Annotated in this window: 18 protein-coding genes; 10 read left to right on the forward strand and 8 right to left on the reverse strand. The window is 70.3% G+C overall.

Annotation, left to right across the window (positions count from 1 at the left end; genetic code table 11):
* The first annotated feature begins 3 nt into the window (after positions 1 to 3).
* From LIV37_RS41185 to LIV37_RS41195, 3 genes are read left to right on the forward strand one after another with little or no spacing between them, the layout of a single operon-like run.
* The gene (locus LIV37_RS41185; RefSeq protein ID WP_020872980.1) at positions 4 to 213 is read left to right on the forward strand and encodes an MbtH family protein; all 210 of its coding nucleotides are present in this window, start codon (positions 4 to 6) and stop codon (positions 211 to 213) included.
* On the forward strand, positions 210 to 947 hold the full coding sequence (locus tag LIV37_RS41190; protein ID WP_020872981.1) for a thioesterase II family protein: 738 nt from the start codon (positions 210 to 212) through the stop codon (positions 945 to 947). The genes LIV37_RS41185 and LIV37_RS41190 overlap by 4 nt, the downstream gene beginning before the upstream one ends.
* A gap of 35 nt (positions 948 to 982) precedes the next feature.
* Positions 983 to 5,929 (forward strand): non-ribosomal peptide synthetase, encoded by a 4,947-nt coding sequence (locus LIV37_RS41195; RefSeq protein WP_020872982.1) that lies wholly within the window; start codon positions 983 to 985, stop codon positions 5,927 to 5,929.
* A 77-nt stretch (positions 5,930 to 6,006) separates the two neighbouring features.
* Here the strand turns inward: LIV37_RS41195 and LIV37_RS41200 are convergent, their stop codons facing one another.
* The 3 genes from LIV37_RS41200 to LIV37_RS41210 form a co-directional block, all read right to left on the reverse strand.
* Positions 6,007 to 6,843 carry a 2OG-Fe(II)-dependent halogenase WelO5 family protein gene (locus LIV37_RS41200; protein ID WP_020872983.1) on the reverse strand — a complete coding sequence of 279 codons (837 nt, stop codon included), beginning with the start codon at positions 6,841 to 6,843 and terminating at the stop codon, positions 6,007 to 6,009.
* 65 nt (positions 6,844 to 6,908) lie between these two features.
* Positions 6,909 to 7,862, reverse strand: a complete 954-nt coding sequence (sbnA, locus tag LIV37_RS41205) for a 2,3-diaminopropionate biosynthesis protein SbnA (protein ID WP_121823897.1) — start codon at positions 7,860 to 7,862, stop codon at positions 6,909 to 6,911.
* A gap of 149 nt (positions 7,863 to 8,011) precedes the next feature.
* On the reverse strand, positions 8,012 to 9,163 hold the full coding sequence (locus tag LIV37_RS41210; protein WP_020872984.1) for a GNAT family N-acetyltransferase: 1,152 nt from the start codon (positions 9,161 to 9,163) through the stop codon (positions 8,012 to 8,014).
* A 257-nt stretch (positions 9,164 to 9,420) separates the two neighbouring features.
* Here LIV37_RS41210 and LIV37_RS41215 point away from each other — a divergent pair, with 257 nt between their 5' ends.
* Both LIV37_RS41215 and LIV37_RS41220 read left to right on the forward strand, forming a co-directional pair.
* A complete protein-coding gene (locus LIV37_RS41215; RefSeq protein WP_020872985.1) occupies positions 9,421 to 10,818 on the forward strand; it encodes a hypothetical protein in 1,398 nt (465 codons plus the stop codon).
* Between the two features lie 9 nt (positions 10,819 to 10,827).
* A complete protein-coding gene (locus tag LIV37_RS41220; RefSeq protein ID WP_020872986.1) occupies positions 10,828 to 12,192 on the forward strand; it encodes an MFS transporter in 1,365 nt (454 codons plus the stop codon).
* Positions 12,193 to 12,204: 12 nt separating this feature from the next.
* On the opposite strand, the gene LIV37_RS41225 is transcribed toward LIV37_RS41220, so the two are convergent.
* Positions 12,205 to 13,197: a helix-turn-helix transcriptional regulator gene (locus tag LIV37_RS41225; protein WP_020872987.1), complete on the reverse strand. Its 993-nt coding sequence runs from the start codon at positions 13,195 to 13,197 to the stop codon at positions 12,205 to 12,207.
* Positions 13,198 to 13,476: 279 nt separating this feature from the next.
* Here LIV37_RS41225 and LIV37_RS41230 point away from each other — a divergent pair, with 279 nt between their 5' ends.
* Entirely contained in the window at positions 13,477 to 16,188 is a 2,712-nt protein-coding gene (locus tag LIV37_RS41230) for a helix-turn-helix transcriptional regulator (RefSeq protein WP_020872988.1), read from the forward strand.
* A 53-nt stretch (positions 16,189 to 16,241) separates the two neighbouring features.
* On the opposite strand, the gene LIV37_RS41235 is transcribed toward LIV37_RS41230, so the two are convergent.
* The 3 genes from LIV37_RS41235 to LIV37_RS41245 are packed head-to-tail and all read right to left on the reverse strand — an operon-like array spanning position 16,242 to position 19,222.
* Positions 16,242 to 17,012, reverse strand: coding sequence for an FkbM family methyltransferase (locus LIV37_RS41235; RefSeq protein WP_251983328.1), 771 nt, complete (start codon positions 17,010 to 17,012; stop codon positions 16,242 to 16,244).
* Between the two features lie 8 nt (positions 17,013 to 17,020).
* Positions 17,021 to 18,187: a C9 hydroxylase cytochrome P450 gene (locus LIV37_RS41240; protein ID WP_020872990.1), complete on the reverse strand. Its 1,167-nt coding sequence runs from the start codon at positions 18,185 to 18,187 to the stop codon at positions 17,021 to 17,023.
* A gap of 30 nt (positions 18,188 to 18,217) precedes the next feature.
* A complete protein-coding gene (locus LIV37_RS41245) occupies positions 18,218 to 19,222 on the reverse strand; it encodes an FkbO/Hyg5 family chorismatase (protein ID WP_020872991.1) in 1,005 nt (334 codons plus the stop codon).
* 360 nt (positions 19,223 to 19,582) lie between these two features.
* On the opposite strand from LIV37_RS41245, the gene LIV37_RS41250 reads away from it, so the two are divergent.
* The 4 genes from LIV37_RS41250 (at position 19,583) to LIV37_RS41265 (ending at position 23,132) form a co-directional block, all read left to right on the forward strand.
* Complete coding sequence (locus LIV37_RS41250; RefSeq protein ID WP_020872992.1) at positions 19,583 to 20,614, forward strand: ornithine cyclodeaminase family protein; 1,032 nt, start codon at positions 19,583 to 19,585, stop codon at positions 20,612 to 20,614.
* Positions 20,615 to 20,735: 121 nt separating this feature from the next.
* Positions 20,736 to 21,674 (forward strand): class I SAM-dependent methyltransferase, encoded by a 939-nt coding sequence (locus tag LIV37_RS41255; RefSeq protein WP_243146061.1) that lies wholly within the window; start codon positions 20,736 to 20,738, stop codon positions 21,672 to 21,674.
* A gap of 70 nt (positions 21,675 to 21,744) precedes the next feature.
* Complete coding sequence (locus LIV37_RS41260; RefSeq protein WP_202979578.1) at positions 21,745 to 22,902, forward strand: cytochrome P450; 1,158 nt, start codon at positions 21,745 to 21,747, stop codon at positions 22,900 to 22,902.
* 5 nt (positions 22,903 to 22,907) lie between these two features.
* Positions 22,908 to 23,132 (forward strand): ferredoxin, encoded by a 225-nt coding sequence (locus LIV37_RS41265; protein ID WP_020872995.1) that lies wholly within the window; start codon positions 22,908 to 22,910, stop codon positions 23,130 to 23,132.
* 102 nt (positions 23,133 to 23,234) lie between these two features.
* Here the strand turns inward: LIV37_RS41265 and LIV37_RS41270 are convergent, their stop codons facing one another.
* Positions 23,235 to 23,867 carry a class I SAM-dependent methyltransferase gene (locus LIV37_RS41270; RefSeq protein ID WP_121823894.1) on the reverse strand — a complete coding sequence of 211 codons (633 nt, stop codon included), beginning with the start codon at positions 23,865 to 23,867 and terminating at the stop codon, positions 23,235 to 23,237.
* Between the last annotated feature and the right edge of the window lie 17 nt (positions 23,868 to 23,884).

A 23,884-nucleotide genomic window follows, 5' to 3' on the forward strand; every position in this document is an offset into this window, starting at 1 on the left:
CGCATGAGCGCCTCACCCGCCGCGCGCCCCGACGGGGACCGGTACGTCGTCGTGGTGAACCACGAGGAGCAGTACTCGGTCTGGTTCGCCGACCGTGAGCTGCCCGACGGCTGGACCGCCACCGGCGCGCAGGGCACCCGCCAGGAGTGCCTGGACCACATCGAGCAGGTGTGGACCGACCTGACCCCGCGCTCCGTACGAGCCGCACGATGACGGCGGGTGCCCTCGCGACGGCCTGGCTGCGCGGGCTCGGCGGCCGTGAACACACCGCGCGGTGGCGCCTGTTCGTCTTCCCGCACGCCGGGGCGGGCGCCTCCGCCTACCGGCTGGCGGCGCACCTGCCGGAAACCGTCGAAGTCTGCACGGTCCAGTTGCCCGGCCGGGAGAACCGGCTCGCCGAACCGGCCCTGACGTCGCTGGACGACGCCGTGGCCGCGCTCGCGCCGCTCATCGCGGACCACACGGACCTGCCGTACGCCTTCTTCGGGCACAGCATGGGCGCCCTGATCGCCTTCGAGACGGCCCGGCGGCTGCGTGCGCTCGGCACACGCCTGCCCGACCGCCTGTTTCTGTCGAGCATGCGCGCCCCCGGCCTGCCGGACCGCGACCCGCGGCACACGCTGCCCGACGACAAGCTGCTCGCCACGGCCGAATTCGACGGCGTGGACCCCGAGTTGCAGGAGCTGCTGCTGCCGCTGCTGCGCGCGGACCTGACGCTGTGCGAGACGTACACGCACCGGGCCGAGGCACCCCTGCCCTGTGGCCTGACCGTTCTGGCCGGCTCGGACGACGAAAGCGTCGACCGGACGGAGCTCAGCGGCTGGCGCGAGCACACCTCGGCCGACTTCGAACTGCACCTGTTCCCGGGCGCCCCCCACCTGTATGTGCGCGGCGCGGAACGACAGCTGGCAGAGACGATCACGCGTACCTTCCCCGCACGGGGCTGAGAAGGGCCCGTACGGGGCTGAGAAGGGATCCGTTCATGGCGCCGACCACCCTGGTCGCACTGTGGGAGCGGCAGGCAGCTGCGACACCCGACGCGGTCGCCGTCGTCGCGGGAGCACACCGCGCCGGCTACGCCGACGTGGACCGCCGGGCCACGGCACTCGCCGCCGAGCTGCGGGCGCGCGGCATCGGACCGGAGGACCTGGTCGGCGTCTGTCTCGGCCGCTCGGTCGAGATGGTCGTGGCCCTGCTCGGCATCCTGAAGTCGGGCGCCGCGTACCTGCCCCTCGACCCGAGCTACCCGCCCGACCGGCTGCGGTACATGACCACCGACTCGGGCGCCGGGCTGTGGCTGTGCGACGCGGACCACCGCGCGCGGGCCCTGGCGTCCGGCGCGGCCGACGTCCTGCTGGTCGAGGACATCCCCGCGGAACCTGCCGCCCCGGTGGCCCCGGTGGTGCACCCGCACCACCTGGCCTACGTCATCTACACCTCCGGTTCCACCGGCCTGCCCAAGGGCGTGGCCGTCGACCACGCGGCGATCGCCTCGTTCCTGCGAAGTGTGGCCGAACGCCCCGGCCTCCGGGCGGACGACCGGGTCCTCGCGCTGACCCCGCTGTCGTTCGACATCTCGGCGCTGGAGCTGTTCCTGCCGCTGACCCGGGGAGCGACGGTGGTGATGGCCCCGGCCGCCGCCAACACCGACCCCGAGCTGCTGGCCGCCACCATCGACGAGGCGGCTGTGAGCGTCGTCCAGGCGACCCCCACCACCTGGCGGATTCTGCTGGCGTCCGGCTGGACGGACGGGCACGGCCGGGTACTGCTGTCGGGCGGTGAGCCGCTCGATCCGCAGCTGGCCCGCGACCTGCTCGCCACCGGCTCCACCCTGTGGAACCTGTACGGGCCGACCGAGGCGACGGTGTGGGCCACCGCCGCCCGCGTCGACTCCGCGGCCGACCGGGTCACGGTCGGCACGGCCCTGTCCAACACCCGGCTGCACGTCGTCGACGAGACCGGGCGGGAGGCCGGCCCGGGAGTCACCGGCGAGCTGTGGATCGGCGGCGCGGGCGTGGCGCGCGGCTACCTCAACCGGCCCGCGCTGACCGCCGACCGGTTCGTGCCCGATCCGTTCGGGGACGCCTCCGGGCGCCTGTACCGGACCGGCGACCTCGCCCGGTGGTCCGCCGACGGCACCCTGGAGGTGCTGGGGCGCGACGACGACCAGGTCAAGGTGCGCGGCTTCCGCATCGAACTCGGCGAGATCGAGGCCTGTGTGCGCAGCCACCCCCTCGTCACGGACGCGGTGGTGGCCGTCGACCGCGAGGCGGCCGGCGGCGACCAGCTGGTGGCGTACCTCGTGCCCGCGCCCGGCGCGCGGAACGTGTCCGAGGAGCTGCCCCGCCAGGTCCGTGACCACCTCGCGCGGCGGCTGCCCGCCCATATGGTGGCCCAGGGCTACGCGGTGCTCGACGCCCTGCCCCGCACCCCCGCGGGCAAGGCCGACCGCGGCGCTGTGCGGCGGATCCCGCACAGCCCGGTCCGGGCGAGCGGGCCGATGCCCGACGACGCCCCGCTGCCGCCGCACACCGCGGCGGTGCGCCGCGTATGGGCCGAGGTGCTCGGGCTGGACGACGTGTCCCCGTACGACGACTTCTTCGGCCTCGGCGGCCAGTCGCTCACCGCGGTACGGGCCGTGGCCCGGCTGCGTGCGGAGCTCGGCGTGCGGGTCGACGCCCAGTCGGTCTTCGCGCATCCGACGCCCGCCACGCTCGCCGCCGCCCTGGACGGCGTGGCGCCCTCGGACGACGAGCCGATTCCCGCGGCCGGGACCGCCGAGCTCTCCTTCGGCCAGGAGCGGATCTGGTTCTTCGAGCAGCTGAACGACGCGGTGCCCGCCTACCACCTGCCGGTCGCCCTGGGCCTGCCCGGCGGGCGGGTCGACCTGGCGGTGCTGGAGGACTGCCTGTCCGCGCTGGTGCACCGGCACCCGGCGCTGCGCACGGCCCTCGTCTCCGTCGACGGCCGGGTCCGCCCCGAACCGCGCGAGGCGACCTCGGTGCCGCTGCGCCGCATCGAGGTCGCCGAGGAGGATCTGGACGCGCTGGTGACCGAGCGGATCCGCGCCCCCTTCGCCCTCGACCGCCCACCGCTGCTGCGCGCGGACGTGCTGCGCACCCCGAGCCGTGACATCACTCTGTTGACGATCCATCACATAGCCTGCGACGGCGCGTCGATGGACCTGATGGTCCGGGAACTGGGCGAGCTCTACACCGAGCTCGCCGCCGGCCGCCGCCCGGCCCCCGCACCGCTGCCCGTGACGTACGCCGACTACGCGGCCTGGCAGCGCGACCGACTCACCGACGCCGAGCTGGAGCGGCTGCTCGACCACTGGCGCGCGGCGCTGTCCGGTGTGCCCGTCCTCGAACTGCCGACCAGCCGCCCCCGGCCGGCCGTCGCGAGCCACCGCGGCCGCCGCGAACTGCTGCGCGTCCCCGCGGACCTGGCGCACCGGCTGCGCACACTGTGCCGGGCCGAGGGCGTCACCCTTTTCATGGGCCTGCTGGCCCCGTTGCAGGTGCTGCTCGGCCGGTACGCCGACGAGAGCGATGTCGCCGTCGGCACCCTGACAGGCGGCCGTCCGCGCCCCGAACTGGACGACGTGGTCGGCTACTTCGTGAACACCGTCGTGCTGCGCACCGACCTGTCCGGCGACCCGACCTGGCGCGAGCTGCTGGGCCGCGTCCGCGAGGTCGCGCGGCAGGCGTACGCGCACCAGGAGCTGCCGTTCGAGAAGCTGGTGGCGCAGCTGAGCCCGGAGCGCGACCTGAGCCGCAACCCGCTCTTCCAGGTCCTGCTCGCCCTGCACGAGGAGCCGAGGGCCGGTCACCTCACCGAGCTGTACGACCGCAAGGAGCTGGAGGGACGGCTCGGCACCGCCCGCTTCGACCTCGCCCTCGACGTGACGGACCACGCCGCCGGAGCCGGTGACCTCAGCATCTCCATCGAGTACGCCACCGACCTGTTCGACGCGGACTTCGTCCGGGGCCTCGGCCGGCACTTCCTGCGGGTGATCGAGCAGATGGTGTCCGGTGCCACGGCCCGGCTGTCCGAGCTGGAGATCGTCTCGGCCGATGAGCTGCGCGCCCTCTCCATCGGCGACCGGGCCGAGCCGCTGCCCGAGCCGACCACCCTGGTCCGCCTCTGGGACCGCCAGGTGCGGACCACCCCGGACGCGCTCTGCGTCGTGGGCGACGGCCGGTCGCTGACGTTCGCCGAGACCGACGCGCGGGCCTCGGCCCTGGCCCGGGAGCTGCGGGCCGGGGGCGTGCGCCCCGAAAGCCTGGTCGGCGTCTGCCTGGAACGCTCGGTGGAACTGGTGGTCGCCCTGCTGGGTGTGCTGAAGGCGGGCGGCGCCTACGTCCCGCTCGACCCCGGCTACCCGCCGGAGCGGCTGCGGTACCTGCTGGCCGACTCGGGCGTACGCCTGGTCGTCGCGGACCCGGGACACCCCACCTCGGCCCTGTTCGGCGACGGCGCGCGGATCGTGCCGGTGGACCAGGAGCCCGGGGCGGACCCCGGGCCGGCCGAGGAGGCGCAACCACACCACCTCGCCTACGTGATCTACACGTCCGGCTCGACCGGCAATCCCAAGGGCGTCGCGATCACCCACGCCAACATCACCGGGTTCCTGGAGTGGAACCAGCGGCTGTGCCGGCTCACCGGGCGGGACCGGGCCCTGCTCAACCACTCGGTGGCGTTCGACAACTCGGTCTGGGAGATCTTCCAGTGCCTGGTGTCCGGCGCCGAACTGCACCTGGCGAGCCCCACCGCCGCCTACGACCCCGAGGAGTTCCTGCGAGAGGTCGCCGAGCGCGGCATCACCACGCTCAACGCGACGCCCTCACAGATGCGGATCCTGCTGGAGTCCGGCACGGACCCCGCTCCCCGGCTCGCCTCCGTACGCCTGGTGTTCACCGGCGCCGAGGCCGTGCCGCACGACGTGGCCCGCCGCATCCTGTCCGCCACCGCGCCGGGATGCCAGGTCTTCAACGAGTACGGGCCCACCGAAGCGACCGTCACCTCGGCGTTCTGCCCGATCACCGAGGAGCTGCTCGACCGGCACAGCCATCGCCCGAGCGTCCCGTTCGGCCGGGCGACCGACAACGCGCACCTCTACGTGCTGGACCCGCGGCTGCGCCCGGTCGCCCCGGGCTGCCGCGGCGAACTGTACGTCGGCGGCAGCGCGGTCGGCCGCGGCTATCTCGGCAGGCCGGCCCGTACGGCAGGGGCGTATCTGCCCGACCCGTACGCCGCGGAGCCCGGCTCCCGCATGTACGCCACGGGTGACGTGGTCCGGCTGTTGCCGGACGGAAATCTGGTCTTCCTCGGCCGCAACGACCACCAGGTCAAGGTGCGCGGTTTCCGCATCGAGCTCGGCGAGATCGAGTCCGCCCTCCAGACCCACCCGGCCTGCGCCGACTGCGTGGTGGCCGTGCGCCGCACCAGCACCGCCGTGGACCAGCTGGCGGCCTACCTGATCCTCGAACACCCCGACCGGCCCACCCCGGACCCGGCGGAACTGCGCGCCTACCTGGCGGAGCGACTGCCGCCGTACACGCTGCCGCAGAGCTACACCGTGATCGACGAGATCCCCCTCACCCCGAACGGCAAGGTCGACCGGGACGCACTGCCCGACCCGCGCCCGGTGCCCGCCCCGGCCCCCGCCACCCGCCGGGCCGTCACCAAACAGCAGCTCCTCGTCGCCGACGTGTGGCGGGAGTGCCTGGGCGTCGAGGAGGACTTCGGGCCACAGGACGACTTCTTCGACGTCGGCGGCACCTCGTTGACCATCACCACGGTGGCGGGCCGGCTCAGCGAGCGGCTCGGGCGCCGGGTCTCGCCGGTCCTGGTCTTCAGGAACCCCACCGTCGAGGGCCTCGCCGAGGCCCTCGGGGAGGCCCTCGGGGAGGAAACGCGGCGATGAGCGGCACCGACGGCGCGAGCGTCGTCCCGGTCGGTGCCTAGTCGACGCCGTCGACTAGGCCGCCGGCCCGGTAGGGCTCAGGTCCAGCTCACGACCGTTCGGGGATCGGTGAACCCCATGATGAAGGACACCGTCGTGCGGTTGCCGGTGTTGGCGTCCACCGCGTGCACGAACGCACCGTTGAAGGCGTAGACGTCGCCCTCCCGGATGTCCAGGCGCAGTTCCTCGAAGTCCGCCAGGGCCTCGGCCTGGTAGGGCAGCCCCGTCAGCTCGATGTCGAGCGAGCGCCGGGTCGCGTCGTCGGGGCGGATGTTCCAGATCACCAGCCGCCCTCCGGCGCTGTGTTCGGTGCACATGTTCACCGCGCAGATCTGGTGGTCCAGGACCCGCTGGATCTCGAAACCGGCCTGTCGCGGGTCCTTGCACTGCGCCTCGTCCTCGTGCGGGTCGAGGGAGAAGTCACCCTCCTTGTCCCACGCGCGGATCAGCGCGGCGCACGCCGAGCGGCCGTTCATCCGCGCCACCCGCAGGGACGCGCCCTCCTGCCGCAGGGCCTCGTCCACGCCCTGGCGGAACTCGTGCCAGGGCGAGTTCGGGGCGTCGATGACCTGCTGGACGTGCTCGGCGACCTCGGCGGACTCGTCGAGATAGGTGTCGGCGTCCTTGTTCCAGTGGTAGGCGCCGACGTAGTGCGAGGGCTCGCCCTCCCGATGCTGCCGGGCGGGGCTGGCCCAGAATCGTTCGGTCAGTTCCTTGCGCGCCGCCGTCGGTATGACATCCCGGAAGATCACGCCCAGCCTGCGGCCGTGCAGGACGTCCAGAACGAGCTCGTAGTCCAGTTCGCCGCGCTCCTCGAAGCGGAAGAACTCCGGATCGGCCTGCTGTCCGCTCAGCCGTATCTTGCTCTGCTGCATCTGTTCTCTCTCTTTCACGCGTACACCACTGCCGTAGCCGCGCGGCGGACGGCGGTGGTTCTCCTTCAGTTGACGGCCAGGGTTTCGACGCCGGGGGTTTGTGCCGTTTCCGCGTGCAGTTGCTGGACCCATAGGGGGTCGTAGACGGTCTGGGCGTAGGCGTGGCCGCGGTCGGCGGCGATGAAGGCGACCCGGGGACGGTGGGTGCCGGGGCGGTGCCGGGCGAAGTAGTCCTGGACGGCGGCGTAGGTGCTGCCGGTCGAGCCGCCCGCGTACAGGCCGTACTCGGCGGCCAGGGCGGAGCAGGCCTCGACGGCTCGTGCCTCGGAGACGATCTCGACGTGGTCGATCAGCGCCTGGCCGCACAGCGGTGGCACGATGCTGGAGCCGATGCCGGGGATCCGCCGCTTCTTCGGCGGGCCGCCGAAGATCACCGAGCCTTCGGCGTCGACGGCGACGACGACGCAGTCGGGGTAGGTTTCCTTGATCCGGCGGGAGAGCCCGGCGATCGTGCCGCCGGTGCCCACGCCGACGAAGAGATAATCCAGCGGGCCGGCCTGTGCGATCAGCTCGCCCGCGGTGAAGTGGTAATGCGCGTCGCGGGCATCGGGATTGGCGTACTGGTTGGGCCAATAGGCCGAGTCGAGTTCGACCAGCAGTTCCCGGACCCGGGACAGCCGGTTCTTCAGGTAGCTGCCCGACCCGTCACGGATGGCGACTTTCTCCACCCGCTCGCACAGCAGCCGGAGCTGGGCCTCGGTGGCCTCGTTGCAGTTCGGATCGATGACCGGGACGAACGAGATGCCGAGCATCCGGCAGTAGAAGGCCAGGGCCAGCGCGAAATTGCCGGACGAGGACTCGACCACCGTCGTGCCCCGCGCTATCTCCCCGCGGCCGATCGCCTGTTCCAGAATCCACAGCGCCGAACGGTCTTTGCTGCTTCCCGTGGGATTGCAGAATTCCAGCTTCGCGACGATGTCACACTGCTCGTCCGCCAGAGGAATCAGCGGGGTTCCCATAAGGCCCCTGCGAATTTGCCTTGCCCGTTCGATCAGAGATTGATCCGCACGCCCGTGGAGCATGGGCCGAGTCTGGCACGGAACCGGTCGAAGCGGCTCAACCGCGACTCAAGCGCACTACGACAAACACCCGAAGACAGAAAAAGGAGTCAGCAGTACGGCTTCCAGAGCTCGTACTCCAGGGCGTCGGAAATCGCGGGCGAGGAGTCGCGCAGGCGGTCGAGCATGGCGCGATTGTGCTCGCGGATCTCCTCGTCGTACCCGGCCAGCGGGCTGTCCTCGGACAGGTCCAGCAGCCACAGCGGCCGGAGCGTCGCGCCGCGCAGTGCCTTTCCTTCCGCGGTCTCGGTGCCCGCGTGCAGCCAGCGCACTCCCGGGAGCCGTACCTGCGTGTAATAGGTGAGGTTGAAGTACTCGGCGGCCGAGACGAGTTGGTCGTGGTCGAAGCCGAGCGCCCGCAGGTACACGGTGTCGCCACATCGGTAGTACAGGCAGAAGCCGACGGGCGGTTCGCCGGCGCGCGAGCACAGCACCACCTCGGCGCGCGAACCGGCGAGTTCACCCTGCTCGCGGAAGGACTCGGCGATCGGGGCCACGTCGACAGTCCTGCCGTAGCGCAGTAGCGAACGGGCCAGCAGCCGGGCGACGTCCTGCCAGCAGTCGGCGAGCGTCCGGTGCTCCACCTCGTATCCGGCCCTCTCGAACTTCCGTACCTCGCTGCGGATACGGCGGGCCCGGTGCGCCGACAGCGATTCCAGCCAGGCGTGGTAGCCGCCGGGCGGGATCCCGATCCAGGCGTCGGTACTCAGCGCGACCGGGGCGGTCCGCACCCCCGCCGCCCGCAGCGCCCGCACATCCTCGGTGGTCAGGTACATCGCCACGCGGGCGATCTTCGAGTCCTCGTGCAGGGGGGAGCGCAGCGCGCGGACCGCGTCGAGCACCGCGGCGGCGGCCTCGGTCCGATCGGTTCCCTCGCCGGTGAGCAGATGCGCCAGGTAGCCGCGGCGCTGGCCGATGAGCAGGCCGCCCGGCTCGGGCGCCGGCAGGCCGCGCGCGGTCAGCAGGTCGTGCCACCGCAGCTGCGGGTTGGCTTCGTCGGTCACCGCCGCCACGGGGATCGCGGCCCTGCCGCCGCCCGGGGTCTCCACGTGCAGTCCGCCGGAGACCGACCCGGGCTCGAGGAAGGCGCACTGCCGCAGCCACAGCGCCGACGAGTAGAACCTGCCGTCGGCGAGCCGGTCCCACTCGGTGTCCCCGAGCCCGCCGATGGCGTCGGCGAAAGTGTCCGTCGTGGCGGTCATGGCGCCTCCCATAGTCTCTGCCTGACCGTGCCCGCGAGCTCGCTGCGCGATCGGACGCCGAGTAACGTTCCCCCATTGCCGCACAGCCATTTCTTTCGGCTGTTCAAGTATCTAGTGTTAACACAGATGCTCCACGTCCACATGGGGCCATTGAGCGGCAGTTGAGTCGCAGTTGAGTCGCGCATGAGATCGGGGTGAAACGTTGATTCCCGCGGGCTGAGGGGCTCAGTCACCATCGAGCGGGAGTTGGAGACTTCATGTCGGCGGACCGGGTAGCAGCCCAGTACAACGAGGAGTTCCGCATACCGGGCAGTGACTTGCCCACGGTCGCCCAGCACGTCAAGGACTTCCCGACGCTCGCCCCCTGGCATGGCGAGTATTTGGCCAGGCCCCTCTTCGTCGCCGAGCGTGAGATGCGCGAGTTCGCCGATGACCTGCAGCATCTCATCGACACGGTTTTTTCCTTGCCGGACCGGATGTTCGGCGGCGATCTGGACGCATTCCGGTCGGTGCTCGGCATCAGCGACGGCCGCTGGGAAGCGATACGGCGGTTCGGTGACGTACCGCCACCCCAGTTCGGCCGGGCCGACATGTACCACGACGGCACCTCGTTCAAACTCCTCGAGTTCAATCTGGGGAGCGAGGCCGGCGGCTGGGGCCTCGCGAGTGAAATCTCCAGGGCGACGATGGAGATTGACGCCTTCGCCGACTTCGCGCGCCGGAATCGGCTTGGTTACGTGCATCCCATTCGCGCCGTGGTGGAGGCGCTGCGCCACTTCGCCGCCCGGGTGGCACCCGGGCGCGAACCGGTGGTGGCCCTGCTTGAATGGCGTGGGGGTCTGAAGGACTACGGCGAACTCTGGCTCAACTTCCAGTCCGCACTGCGCTCGGCGGGCCTGGACATCCTGGTGGCCGAGGTCTCCGACGTGCACGAACGCGGCGGGGCGCTCTACCTCGGGGACACGAAGATCGACGTGGTCTACCGCTCCTTCGTCCCGGACCAGATCGCCGAGGAGCCCGACGGCTGGGACCTGGTCGCGCCCCTGCTGCGTGCGCACCGGGCGGGCGAGACGCTGACATGGACCCCGCTTTCCAGCAACATGTTCGCCAACAAGGCCTGTATGGCGCTGCTTTCGGATCCGGCGTGGCGGCGCGACCTCGGCGAGGACGAGTGCCGGCTCATCGACCGGGTGCTGCCCTGGACCCGGCTGATCAACACGGACGCGCTCAAGACCGACCTCGTCGACGAATGCGTGGCGCGGCGCGAGCAGTTGATCCTGAAGGTCAACGGGCGCGGCGGGGGAGTGGGCGCCGTGGTGGGCTGGGAAACGGACGACGCCACTTGGCGGCGGGCTCTGGAGGACTCCGCCGCCGAAGGATGTGTCGTACAACAGCGGGTGATCCCCCGGCCCGAGCTCGTGGTGGACCCGGTATCCGGGGAAACCGAGGAATGGCATGCGGCCTATGGCATGTTCTACACCCCGCACGGCTGTGCCGGAGCGTTCGCCAAGGTGGTGCCGACCGGTTCGGGCGGCATCATTTCCATCGCGGCGCACGCCAAGGCGCGCAGCGCGGCCGTCTTCCATCAGAGCCAGCTGCCCGTCTGGGGCGAAGTGCCTGCCGTGGGCGAATTGCCCGCCGATGCGCCGAAGTAAAGAGAAGTCATGATGTCGCGGCATTCCCCCGCGCCTTCGGCGTGGCGGCGGATTCAGACGGCCTGGGGTCTGCCGGACCTCGCGGGAAAGGGCCGCTTCGTCACGGCCAATCTGATCGACAGCCTGGGCAACGGGTTGGTGATGGCGTTCACCGTCGTCTTCTTCGTGAAGACGACGTCGCTGTCACTGGTCGCCGTCGGCGCCGCGCTGACCGCCGGACAGCTGCTCGCCCTGCCCGTTCCGCCCTTTATCGGGTCCCTGTTGGACAAATACGGTCCGCGTATCGTGGTCGCTGCGGGCAACTGGATTTCGGTGGCCGGATTCATCGGTTTCCTGTTCTCGCACGCGGCCTGGCAGATCGTGCTGTGGCAGTTCGTGGTGCAACTGGGTTCCACCGCCTTCTGGATGGGCAACAGTCCGCTCATCGTGCTGGTCGCCCGGGGCGTCGAGCGGGCCCGCTGGTTCGGCTTCGTGCGTGCCCTCCGCAATGTCGGCGTCGGTTTCGGCGGCGCCGCGTCCGCGGTGGCCCTGAGCATCGGAACCGTCACCTGGCTGCGGGCGGTGATGGTGATCAACGTGGTCACCTTCGCCGTCGCGGGCTGGCTCGTGATCACCTTCCGGGGCGCGGACGGGAGCGGGGCGGCCGATGCCGGCCCCGCGGAGGCGAAGCCCGCCGAGCCGGAGCGGGCGGCGGGCGAAGCCACCGGACAACCCTCGGGCGGCTTTCGCACCGTACTGAAGGACACCCGGTATCTGCGGCTGGTCGCGACGAACATCGCCTTCGCCTTCGCCTCCACGGTGGTCGCGGTGCTGCTCGCCGTCTACGTGGCGGACAACCTCGCTGTCGGCTCCTGGATCGTCGGCGTGCTCGTCGTGCTGAACACGGTCATGGTCGCGCTGCTCCAGACGCTCGCCAGCCGGTGGATCGAGGCCCGCAGACCGGCGGCGGTGCTGGTGCTGGCCCTGCTGTTCAACGCGGCGGCGTTCGCCGTCTTCGGCACGCTGCTCGTGCTGCCCGGCTGGGCGGTGATCGCCGGGCTGCTGATCGCGATGGTGCTCTACACCGTGGGCGAGATCCTCGGCTCGCCGCCGACCAGCGAACTGAGCGTGGTGATGGCGCCCGAGCATCTGCGGGGCCGCTATCTGGGCGTCTACCAGCTGTCCTGGTCGGTCGGCGGTGCCGTCGCCCCGGCGCTGCTCACAGCGCTGCTGGAGGGCGGTGCGGCGCTGCCCTGGGTGTTCCTCACCGCGATCAGCGTGCTGGCCGTACCGCTCGTGCTCGGGCTCGACCGGCGGCCCGCGGCCACGAGCGAGGCCGCACCGGCCGGGGACGCCGCCTCCGTGGAGCAACTCGACGGCGGCCCCGTCGGCTGAGCCTGCCCGGGTTCAGCTGTCGGTCAGCCCGGTTGAGCGGGCGTACTCGGTGGGCGTCTGGCCGTAGGTCTTCTTGAAGACCCGGATGAAGTGGCTGCTGTCGGCGAACTGCCAGTGGGCGGCGAGTTCCGAGACGCTCAGCCTGCCGGCCGAGGCGATGAGAGCGCGGCGGGCCTCTTCCAGCCGCCGGTGACGGATGTAGGCGATCAACGACTCTCCCGCCACGGTGAACGCCCGCTGCAAGGTGCGTAAGGAGACGTTGAGTTCACGCGCCAGCATCGTGGGGGAGAGCTCGGGGTCGGTGAGGTGGCTGTCCGCGAGGTCCTTCGCGGCCCCGGCGAGCGCGGGCGCCAGCCGGGGCTCCACATCGTCGAACCGACGCCTCGCCACCGACTGGGCCAGTTCGAGCAGGGTGCTGTGGGCGGCTTGCACACCGGCCGGGCCCAGGCCGGTCATGGTCTCGTACACCATATTCGCGTGGGCCACCAGCAGGCGTACCTCGGCCGAATCCGCGGGCCCGGTGACGGCCCGGTTTCCCAGCAGTGGGGTGAGCGGCCCGGGAGGCAGCAGAAGGATCTTCACCGTCGTGTGCGGCGCCGCCTCGAAGCGCCACGGCTGCCCGACGTGCCGGAGGAGGAACTGCCCGGCCGCCACGGTGTGCCGGTCCCGATCGCGCGAACCTGCCAACGTCCATGCGCCGCGTTTCACGACGTACATCCGTACCCGGTCCTCCACACCGCCCAGCGCGTGTGCGGTCCGGATGGCCGACATGCTGTGGAGATCGGTGAACGCCAGGTCGCGGACCTTGGCGGCGCGGCTCCTGACCCGGAAGTCACCGGTCACATCCCGGTTGAAGCTCCGCAGCGGCAAGCCGTCGCCGAGCTCCGCGTCCCACCCGCGCTGGAAGGCCTGGAAGAATCCTTGTGGTGCCGCGCCCGGGACGGTGGAGTCCACGGAGAACGCCCCGCGCGATCCGTCGGCCTCCGCTCCAGCGCCGTTGGTCATCCGCCGGTCCCTTCGCCTGTGTTGCTCCGGCTTTGTCTTGTGGCGGTCATATTCCACCAGACGGCGGTGTGGTTCAAGTTCGTGTTGTGTGCACCTTCCTGGGCTGCGAAACAGGGCAACCCCGGGCTGTTCCGGGCGGATGAAGGCCCGAACAGACCGCTTGGCCTGAACCCCACTAGAGCTCCGCAATGTACTCGTCGATCAGCCGCAGAAGAGTCCGCGGTCACATACTTTGCGGTGGAAAGCAATTGGGTTGTCCGACGTGAGGTGATGCCTGCCGTGGAGTGCTATGAACTGGACGCCCGCGATGACGAGCTCAGAAAACTGGAGGAGGTTGTGGACCGGGCGGGCAACGGCCGGGGTGTGGTGGTCACCATCACCGGACCGATCGCCTGCGGCAAGACCGAACTGCTCGACGCAGCCGCCGCGAAGGCCGACGCCATCACGTTACGAGCGGTCTGCTCCGCGGAGGAACAGGCACTCCCGTACGCCCTGATCGGGCAGCTCATCGACAACCCGGCGCTCGCCTCCCACGCGCTGGAGCCGGCCTGCCCGACCCTCCCGGGCGAGCACCTGTCGCCGGAGGCCGAGAACCGGCTGCGCAGCGACCTCACCCGTACCCTGCTGGCGCTCGCCGCCGAACGGCCGGTGCTGATCGGCATCGACGACGTGCACCACGCCGACACCGCCTCTTTGAACTGCCTGCTCCACCTGGCCCGAAGGGTCGGCTCGGCCCGGATCGCCATGGTCCTCACCGAGTTGCGCCGGCTCACCCCGGCCCACTCACAGTTCCAGGCCGAGCTGCTCAGCCTGGGGCACCACCGCGAGATCGCGCTGCGCCCGCTCAGCCCGAAGCACACCGCCGAGCTGGTCCGCGCCGGTCTCGGTCCCGACGTCGACGAGGACGTGCTCACGGGGTTGTACCGGGCGACCGGCGGCAACCTGAACCTCACCCGCGGACTGATCAACGATGTGCGGGAGGCCTGGGAGACGGGAGGGACGGGCATCAGCGCGGGCCGCGCGTACCGGCTGGCATACCTCGGTTCCCTCTACCGCTGCGGCCCGGTCCCGTTGCGGGTCGCACGGGTGGCCGCCGTGCTGGGCCAGAGCGCCAACACCACCCTGGTGCGCTGGATCAGCGGGCTCAACGCGGACGCGGTGGGCGAGGCAACCGAGATCCTCACCGAAGGCGGCCTGCTGCACGACCTGCGGTTCCCGCACCCGGCGGCCCGTTCGGTGGTACTCAACGACATGTCCGCCCAGGAACGACGCCGCCTGCACCGGTCCGCTCTGGAAGTGCTGGACGACGTGCCCGTGGAAGTGGTCGCGCACCACCAGGTCGGCGCCGGTCTCCTGCACGGCCCGAAGGCCGCCGAGATATTCGCCAAGGCCGGCCAGGAGCTGCATGTGCGCGGCGAGTTGGACACCGCGTCCGACTATCTGCAACTGGCCCACCAGGCCTCCGACGACGCCGTCACCCGGGCCGGGCTGCGGGTCGAGGCCGTGGCGATCGAGCGCCGCCGCAACCCGCTGGCCTCGAGCCGGCACCTCGACGAGCTGACCGTCGCCGCCCGTGCCGGGCTGCTCTTCCCCGAGCACACGGCGCTGATGATCCGCTGGCTGGGCGTCGGCGGGCGGTCCGGCGAGGCAGCCGGGCTGCTGGCCTCGCAGCGCCCCCGTGCGGTCACCGACCAGGACAGGGCCCATATGCGGGCCGCCGAGGTATCGCTCGCGCTGGTCAGCCCCGGCACGTCCGGCCCGGACCGGCGGCCGCGTCCGCTCACGCCGGATGAGCTCGCGAACCTGCCGAAGGCGGCCCGGCTCTGCGCGATCGCCGACAATGCCGTCATGTCGGCCCTGCGCGGTCGTCCCGAGCTCGCCGCGGCCGAGGCGGAGAACGTCCTGCAGCACGCCGACTCGGCGGCGGCCGGCACCACCGCCCTCGCCGCGCTGACCGCCTTGCTGTACGCGGAGAACACCGACACCGCTCAGCTCTGGGCCGACAAGCTGGTCTCCGAGACCGGGGCGTCGAACGAGGAGGAGGCGGGCTACGCGGGGCCGCGCGCCGAAGCCGCGTTGCGTCGCGGCGACCTGGCCGCGGCGGTCGAGGCAGGCAGCACCGTTCTGGACCACCGGCGGCTCTCGACGCTCGGCATCACCGCCGCGCTACCGCTGAGCAGCGCGGTGGCCGCCGCCATCCGGCTGGGCGAGACCGAGCGGGCGGAGAAGTGGCTCGCCCAGCCGCTGCCGCAGGCCATCCAGGACGGCCTGTTCGGCCTGCACCTGCTCTCGGCGCGCGGCCAGTACAGCCTCGCCACGGGCCAGCACGAGTCGGCGTACACGGCGTTTCGCACCTGCGGGGAACGTATGCGGAACTGGGGCGTTGACGTGCCGGGTCTGTCCCTGTGGCGCGTCGACGCCGCCGAGGCGCTGCTGCACGGCCGCGACCGGGACGAGGGCCGACGGCTCGTCGACGAGCAACTCACCCGTGCGATGGGACCCCGTTCCCGCGCCTTGACGCTGCGGGTGCAGGCGGCGTACAGCCCGCCGGCGAAGCGGGTCGACCTGCTCGATGAAGCGGCCGACCTGCTGCTCTCCTGCAACGACCAGTACGAGCGGGCACGGGTGCTCGCCGACCTGAGCGAGACGTTCAGCGCGCTCCGGCACCACAGCCGGGCGCGGGGACTGCTTCGGCAGGCCCGGCACCTGGCCGCCCAGCGCGGCGCGATACCGCTGCTGCGCCGACTCGGGGCCAAGCCCGGAGGCCCCGGCTGGCTGGAGGAATCCGGCCTGCCGCAGCGGATCAAGTCGCTGACCGACGCGGAGCGGCGGGTGGCGTCGCTGGCCGCCGGCGGACAGACCAACCGCGTGATCGCCGACCAGCTCTTCGTCACGGCCAGCACGGTGGAGCAGCACCTCACGAACGTCTTCCGCAAGCTGGGGGTCAAGGGCCGCCAGCACCTGCCGGCCGAACTCGTCAAGGCGGAATAGCCGCAGAAGCCACGGGACCGCGCCGCTTGGGAGGGGGAACGGGCGGCGTGTGGTCAGGCGTCCCCGCGGCGGGCGACGACCTGGTAGATGTCGGTGCCGGCGAAGAGCGGCTCCTGCTCGCTGAGGACCGTGAAGCCCTGCCCGCGCAGCAGTGTGAGGACCTCGTCGAGCCTGCCGTCGATGTCGTGCACCTCGGTGACGACCTGGCGGATGCGCGGCCAGTCGGCCGCGTCGATCCCGGCCATCACATGCCGCTCGTTCTTCTCCACATCGATCTTGAGCAGTCCGATCGAGGTGATGCCCCGCTCCGCGATGACGTCGGAGAGGCGTACGACGGACGTCTCGATCACCTGGCTGGTGTCCGGCAGCTCGGCCAGCATCCGGTCGGCGGCCTCGGCACTGTACCCGCCGTTGATGGCGAGCCTGCGCAGCAGCTCCGCGCGGGTCGCCGGATCCGGGTGGAAGCCCGACATCATCGTGGTATCCGTGTAGAACGTCATCTTGCCGCGGCCGGCCACGTCCGAGACCGCGCACTGCTCGAACCGGCCCGCGATGCCGTACCGCTCGGCATTGGCCCTGAGCGCGGCGTACGGCACCGGCGCCGGCTCGAAGGCGTGCACCGTGACATCGGGGCACTCCAGGTGGGCGAAGAGCGAGAACATGCCGATGTTCGCGCCGACGTCGAAGACCACGTCACCCGCTCGCAGCTCAAGGCCGCGCCGCAAGTAGCACCGCTCGGCGAAGATCTCCTGGTAGAGGAACTGCGCCTCGCCCGGGTTGACGTGGGCGACGGTCTTGCCGTTCGGCAGCTTGATGGTCTGCACGGACGCGCTCACTCCGCTCCCCAGGTGACCCGGAGCTCGGCCGGGCTGAACAGGCCCAGACCCTCGTTCATCGGCACGTCGCCCGCCAGTCGCACATCCGGGAAGCGCTCGAACAGGCGCAGCGTGGCGACCTTGATCAACACGCGGGCGAGGTGCTGCCCCGGGCACTTGTGGATGCCGTACCCGAAAGCGAAGTTGTGTTCGGGCTTACGCGTGATGTCGAACGTGTCGGGGTCGGCGAAGACGCCGGGGTCGCGGTTGGCCGTCGAGTAGAGCGGGATCACGTTGTCGCCGGCGCTGATGGTCTGGCCGTGCAGCTCGACGTCCTCGACACAGACCCGCGGCACGCCGAGCTGGTTGAGCGGCAGGAAGCGCAGCAGCTCCTCGACCGCGCCGTCGATCAGGTCCGGGTTCTCCCGCAGCGCCGCCCGCTGCTCGGGATGGGAGAGCAGCGCGTACAGACAGTAGCCGACCATCTGCTGCATCGAGTCGTGCCCGGCGAACAGCAGAGTGGCGAACACCCCGGTCGCCTCCTCGTCGCTGAGCAGGATCTCGTCCTCGCCGGACTCGGCCAGCCGGTGCAGAAGCCTGTCGCCCGCCTGCTCCCGCTTGGCACGCACCAGCGCCAGGACGTGACCGAAGAATTCGTCGGTCAGCCTCTTGATGCTCTCCATGTCGGTGCCGCCCTCCATGGCCCGCATCTGGCCCTCGAGTACGGGCCCCTCCTCCTCATTCAGGCCGTAGAGGTCGTGGATGGCCAGGGACGCCAGGCGCTTGGCGTACCCGGGAACCAGATCGGTGCCGGGACCGGACGCCTCGATGTCGTCGAGGCAGGAGTCCGCCGCCCGGACGATGAACTCCTCCTGCTTGCGCGCGGCCCGCAGGGTGAAGTCCCGGGCGATCTTCTGCCGATAGCGGTTGTGCTCCGGCGAGTCCATCCCGGAGAACCAGCCCGGCCGCCGGTCGCCGAGTATCCCGGACGGCGCCGCCGAGCTGAACCGGGGGTCGTTGGTGACCAGCTTGACGTCCTCGGCCGCGGCCACCAGCCATTGCTTGACGCCGAAGAGTTCGTGCGCGCCGACCGTGCCGGTCTCCAGGATCGTGCGGTGCCCGTCCTGGATCGAGAAGGGGCAGCGTGCGGTGGGCGTGCTCTCTTGCTGAGCTTCGGTGCTCATCGGTGGTCCTTCCAGGTCAGCTCGGCGGGGTCACGCCACCACACCCTCGATCTCGACCAGCAGATCGGTGCGCGCGATGTCGGTGTGCAGTACGGCAACCGTGGCCTCGCGGGAGAGGCGCTCGGCGCAGATCCGACGTACGGTCGAAATATCCTCGCGGTGGCGTACATAGACCTTCAAATGGTCGACGTCGGCGAGGGCGTAGCCCCGGCGGAGCCCGTGCCGTCCCAGGTTCTCGGCACCGATCACCCGGGCGATGTTCTCGAGCGACACCTCGCATTGCGCGGCGACGTCGCCGTGGTGCACCGTCTCGTGACCGACGATGCCGGCGGTCGCGGAGACGAAGAGCCGGCCGTCGTCCGCCCCCGGCGGCGAGAGCCAGGTGGCCCGGGAGAAGACCGGCGGGCGGGGGCCGTACCGCTGCGGGTAGCGGTGAGCCGTGAGCACGGCCGGGTTCTCCATGTTGACCCGGTCACCGGCGCGTGCGGCGATGAAGTAGCACGTGATGCCGCCGCCGTGGGCGCCGATGCCGGTCGCCGCCGGCATGGTCGCCGGGTCGATCCCACGGGCGTCCAGCGCCTCGGCGCGGCCCACACAGAAGTCCCGGTAGACCTCGAGGCCATCGGCGTTCGGCGTGTTGATTCCGCTGACGTAGTTCCAGGTGCGGGCCAGACTGGGGTACCCCAGCGTCCCGATCAGGTCGAAGATTCCGGTGTAGACGGCCGCGGTGCCGGCCGCGTACCGGCCGCCCTCGGGCACCCGCGCGACACCGAAGAGGTAGTCAGGTGTCCGAGCCCAGGCGACGCCATCATGGCTGCCCGACTCCTTCGGCCCCTCCGCGTGCCACGCCTCGGCGAACGACTCGTCCTCGCGGGTCGTCGTGTGTACGGCCGTCCGGGGACAGCCCTCGGCCAGTGAAACCCCGGTGTGTCCGGTGCGATGTTCGATGACGCCGAGAAGTGTCTCGTCGCCGTCGAGATCGGAGGCGCCGAGCTTCTCGAAGCGGCAGTACGGTGCCGTGACCGGCGGAGTCAATTGCCTCACCCTTCCCCGCCGTTCCCTGGCGCGTACCAGGAAGAAAATACGGGCGCGCCAGATCCCGCAACCCCCTACAAACGGGCGCCCGGAGCTGCGGAATCATCCAGGGGGGCGTGGGGGGGTGAGGGTCGTCAGGTGACTGCTAGCGTCGCCGATGTCCGCTCGTGACCTGCCTTGCGTGCCGGCGGGCGGAGGTCGGCAGGGGAGGTGCGCCGAAGCTGCGGCGACCGTATCGCCCACACCGGCAGCGGCGCGACCGGGCGGTCGGCCGAGGCCGGTCGCGGCGACGTGGGCCGGCACCGGTGAGGACGAGATCCCTGAGACCCCGCCGGGCCACGCTCACGAAAGAGAGGTGACATGCAGACCAAGGTTCTGTGCCAGCGTGACATCAAGCGGATCCTCTCGGTGGTCGGCCGCGACGTCATGATGGATCGGCTGATCAGCGAGGTGCACGCCGGTTTCGCGCGATTGGGCCGCGGCGAGACCGACGAGCCGCCACCGCGTACCGGCTTTGCCCGCGGCGGCGACGTTCCGGGCGTCATCGAGTTCATGCCGCACCGCGCGTCGGGCATCGGTGTGACGATGAAGACGGTCAGCTACAGTCCGCAGAACTTCGAGCGCTTCAACCTGCCCACCATCGTCGGGACCGTGTCGCGGCTCGACGACGACAGCGGAAGCATGGTCGCGCTCGCCGACGCGGCCACCATCACCGCCATGCGGACCGGCGCGGTCGCGGCCGTCGCCACCCGGCTGCTCGCCCGGCCGGGGAGCACCACCCTCGCCCTGATCGGCGCGGGCGCCCAGGCGGTCACCCAGGCACACGCCCTCAGCCGCGTCCTCCCACTGGAACGCATCCTGATCAGTGACATCAAAGCTGAGCACGCGGAGTCGTTCGCCGGCCGGGTCGCGTTTCTCGAGCTGCCCGTCGAGGTCACCGACGCGGCGACCGCGATGGCGACCGCGGACGTCCTGTGCACCGTCACATCGGTACCGGTCGGCGGCGGGCCGGTGGTGCCGGCCGAACCGCGCCAGGCACATCTGCACGTCAATGGCATCGGCGCGGACGAGCAGGGCAAGACCGAGCTGCCCAAGGCGCTGCTCGACGACGCGTTCATCTGCGTCGACCACCCCGGGCAGGCCCGCGCCGAGGGCGAGTTCCAGCAGCTGCCCGATCGGGAACTCGGCCCGTCGCTGGCCGACCTGTGCGCGGCACCCGAGATCGCCGCTCCGCACCCGGAGCGCCTGAGCGTCTTCGACTCGACCGGCAGCGCGTTCGCCGACCACATCGCCCTCGACGTACTGCTCGGCTTCGCCGACGAACTCGGCCTCGGCCACAAGATGTCGATCGAGTCGACGCCCGAGGACGTCCTCGATCCGTACTCGCTGTAGTGATGACCGACGTAGTGGTGACCGACCATCTCGCGCGCGTTCATCCACACCGAGTCATCTTCAGAGCAATGATCGAACCGATCCGGCGAATTCGGAGACCCGCATGATCCAACCCGACGTCGTGACCGCCTTCACCAGCGGTGTCGCCGACATCAATCTCGACGAATCCGGCACCCCGCAGGCGGAGACGAAGGCCGCCACCTTCAAGTCCGCCAGCTCCTCCATCTACGACCTCGCCGCCAGCATGTCGGCAAAGGGCCAGCTGTGGAACTGGGGTGTGCACGATTCCGAGTTCGTCGCCGAGATCGAGGCCAGGCTGCCCGGATTCACCGAGTACGGCACCGACGGATTCAGCGAGCAGCTCTACTACCTGGCCCTGCGCGACCTTCCGAAGGGCTTGGAGAGCTGCGACGGCCGGACGGTCCTGGAGGTCGGCTGCGGAATGGGGGAGGGGCTCAACTTCCTGTCCCGCCTCGTCCCCACCGCCCGGATGACCGGGCTGGACCTGGCGCCGAAGGCGATCGCCAGCGCCACCGCCACGCTGTCCCGCGGCGATACCCTGCGGTTCGTCCAGGGCGACGCCGAGGAACTGCCCTTCGAGGACTCCTCGGTGGATGTGCTCGTCAACATCGAGAGCTCGCACACCTACCCCAATCTGGGACGTTTCCTGCGGGAGGCCGCGCGCGTGCTGCGCCCGGGTGGCGCCCTTTCGCACATCGACGTGTTCACGCGGCAGCGCCTTGAGGCGATGCGTCGGATCACAACGGAAATACCCGAACTGAAGTGGGTCAGCGATCACGACATCTCCGATCAAGTCCGTGCCGCGGTGCGCCGGCGGATGGCCCCGGACAGTCACCTCCGCAGCACCCTGAACAAACAACGGATGAACCGGCTTGCGCGCACGCTCGCCCTGCACAGCCAGATCACGGTGTTCGGCGGCACGTTCGCGGACTACCAGCCGCCCGCTTCGGTCAAAATGCTCAGCCGGCTCGGCCTCGTGCCGCCGATGGACAGCCTGCCGATGGAAACCTATCGGCACCAGATCGCCGTCCGCGTGTGAACGGAGACAAAGAATGTCGACGACCGATCAGGGTGAGACCGGAAAGGCCTGCCCTTATCCTTTCGCCGAAATGGAGCGACTCGAGATCCACCCCGAGTACAACCGGCTGCGGGACGCCGGTGAGCTCGGCCGGGTCCTGATGCCGTACGGCGGGGAGACCTGGCTGGCCACCAGCTGGGAGGACGTCGCCAAGGTGTTCGTGGACCCGCGGTTCAGCCGCAGCGCGACGCTCGGCAAGGACGTGCCCCGGGTCCTCCCGGCGATCCAGGACCAGCCCGTCATCATGCTGATGGACCCTCCGGAACACACCCGGCTGCGCCGGTTGGCGACCAAGGCGCTGACCAGCCGCCGGATGGAGGCCCTGCGTCCGCGCACCCAGGAGGTCGCCGACGATCTGATCGACAAAATGCTGGCCAAGGGCGCCCCCGCCGATCTGATGGAGGACTTCGCCCTGCCTCTGCCGATCATCATGATCTGTGAGCTGCTGGGCGTGCCGATCGAGGACCAGACCAAGTTCCGGACCTGGTCGGACCAGATGCTCTCGAACGGCGCCTACTCACAGGAAGTCGTGATGGCGGCCGGCCAGTCGCTCTACCTCTACCTCTCCGAGCTGATCGCGGAACGCCGCAAGCAGGACACCAACGATCTGCTCGGGTCGCTGGTGCGGGCCCGCGACAAGGACGACCGGCTCAGCGAGACGGAGCTGGTCGGCTTCGCCGTCACACTGCTGATAGCGGGATACGAGACCACCGCCAACGCGATCGGCAACAGCGTCTACACCCTGCTGACCCACCCGGAGAAACTCGCCGAACTGCGAAAGGACCTCTCGCTGATCCCGAAGGCGGTCGACGAGTTGCTCCGGATCATCCCGATCGCCAAGCAGGCGAGCTGGGTCCGGATGGCGGTGGAGGACGTCGAGCTCAGCGGCACGATCGTCAAGGCCGGTGAGGCGGTGGCGATCCAGACGCACTCGGCCAACACCGACCCCAAGGTCTACGACCATCCGGAGGAGATCGACTTCCACCGGACGAGCAACCCGCACATGTCCCTCGGACACGGCGCGCACCACTGCATGGGCGCTCAACTCGTCCGGGTGGAGATGCAGACCGCGCTCGGCTCGCTCATCTCCCGTATCCCGGCGCTGCGGTTCGCGGTGCCGGAGCCGCGGATCAAGTTCCTGCGCGGGCGGCTGGTGCCCAGCCTCGAAGCGTTGCCCCTGACATGGTGAGTGGCATGGCGCGATGGGAGCTGTGGATCGACCGGACCGAGTGCATCGGCTCGGCCGTCTGCGTGGCCAGCGCGGGCGCGTACTTCGAGATGCACGGGCACCAGTCGCGCGCCCGCGCGAGCGAGATCGACGCGGACGAGCACGTGATCGCGGTGGCGCAGGCCTGCCCGTCGGGGGCGATCCACGTCCGGGTCAAGGAGACCGGCGAGCTTCTCGAACCCCAGGACTGAGGAATCGAACCCCAGGACTGAGGAAGCCGTCCGTGCGGCTTGTCGTCATACGTCCGAGGGGCGGCCTCACAAGAGGCCGCCCCTCGGACGTATGACGACGGCTCACGCCTCCAGGGTGGCGACGATCGACTGTGTCCATCCGTTCGGCCCGGCCGACTCGTGATGGTCGATGGTGAAACCGTTCTCTTTCAGCCGGTCCACCAGGCCGGTTCCGAACACCTCGGGGGCGAACTTCGGCTCCATGACCTTCATGAAGAGGTCCATCGTCCACCCGTACTTTGTCCGGCGGTCGAGATCGACGATGACGAAGCGGCCGCCGGGCTTGAGCACCCGCACGGACTCGCGGATCGCGCTGAGGCGGCCCGCGGTCGGGACCTCGTGCAGACCGAAGGCCGACATCACGGTGTCGAACGAGTCGTCGGGGTAAGGCAAGGTGGAAACGTCACCCTCGACCAGGGTGACGTTATCGATCCCCCGCGAGGCCAACTTGCGGCGGCCTACCGCGGTCAGTTCGGGTGACAGATCGATGGAGGTGGCCTGTACCTTCGAATGCCTTTCGGCCAGCATTCGCGACGCGAATCCGGTCCCGCCGCACAATTCCAGCACGTTTTCGATGCGACCGCCCTCGAGGAGGCGCATCAGTACGTCGTAGGGGTGACCCTGCAGGCGCGGATTGACAGCTTCGAGGAGCGGTCCGGTAAATCTGAACTTCAGGCGGTTACCCAATTCCAACATCACCTTAAATTATTCTT

It is taken from the genome of Streptomyces rapamycinicus NRRL 5491 (genome assembly GCF_024298965.1).
GTDB classification, from domain to species: Bacteria; Actinomycetota; Actinomycetes; order Streptomycetales; family Streptomycetaceae; genus Streptomyces; species Streptomyces rapamycinicus.